Genomic DNA, 907 nt, shown 5'->3' on the forward strand with positions numbered 1-907 from the left:
CTGGTCACGAAACGGCATCAAGGTCCTCCGGCACGGTTATCAGATAGACCGGATCGAGCCTGCCTCCGGGAACAAGCATGCGTTTGCCCTTGCCCAGATCGATCGCATCCTTGTCCAGACGCTTGAGCCACGCATGACGGTGACGATCCGCGAAGAGGAAGAACAGGCGTTTCACCTTGACGCTGTCACAGTCCACCAGCAACTTTTGCAGCCGCCTAGGGCTGAAATTTGCAGCACTCTGCATGATCATGTCGGCCTGATGGAAACTCTCATGGCGCGGCAATTCATCGAGCATTTCGAGATAGGCGCGCTCAGGCTGGGAAAGCGTCAATGGCCAATCCCATTGCCCCCACGCAAGCGAGGTCAGGCTACCGCCCTGAAAGCGGGTGAGATCGCGGCCTGTTCCGTCCGTGATATTCCAGGCAAGGCTGCCAAGCCCCTTTGTTGTGGGATCATTACGGAAGAGGGTCGCGCTGTTGTGATAGACAAAGCGCTGAGGAAGGTTCAGCTTGTCCAACCATGTCGGCGGCTTTTCCGGCCCGTAGAGATGAATGGTCTTCGTCTCGTGCGAGAGGTAATGCGCAAAGCCCTGTAGCTCCAGTGCCGTGCGCCCACCGACATAGAAAGGCGTTCGCAAGAGCAGGCTCTGAAGAGAGATGACGACTTGCTGCCAGCTCAGCGTGCCGCGCGGCCTTTTGTAGACGCTACGCACCGGCTGTTCCAGCCAGCCGGCCTTGACGTAGTAGGCGCGCAAATTGCTGGCGATCCCGCGCTCTTGCAGCCAAGCGGCATCCACGACCAGCCCTTCGGGAAGGTCTTTCTCAAGCCGGTTTAACAGTGATGCAGATCGCTCAGTCATGCTGAGTATATTAAATGACTCTCAAACCATTTTCAAGTTTGAAAAATA

1 protein-coding gene is annotated in these 907 nt (G+C 56.6%); it reads right to left on the bottom strand.

The genetic code is table 11. The features are described from left to right. Positions 1–4: 4 nt before the first annotated feature. Positions 5–859 carry a type IV toxin-antitoxin system AbiEi family antitoxin domain-containing protein gene (locus QSK43_RS27015; RefSeq protein WP_332306025.1) on the bottom strand — a complete coding sequence of 285 codons (855 nt, stop codon included), beginning with the start codon at positions 857–859 and terminating at the stop codon, positions 5–7. Positions 860–907 lie beyond the last annotated feature (48 nt).

Origin of the sequence: Rhizobium sp. GR12 (genome assembly GCF_036596185.1) — a bacterium.
GTDB classification, from domain to species: Bacteria; Pseudomonadota; Alphaproteobacteria; order Rhizobiales; family Rhizobiaceae; genus Agrobacterium; species Agrobacterium nepotum.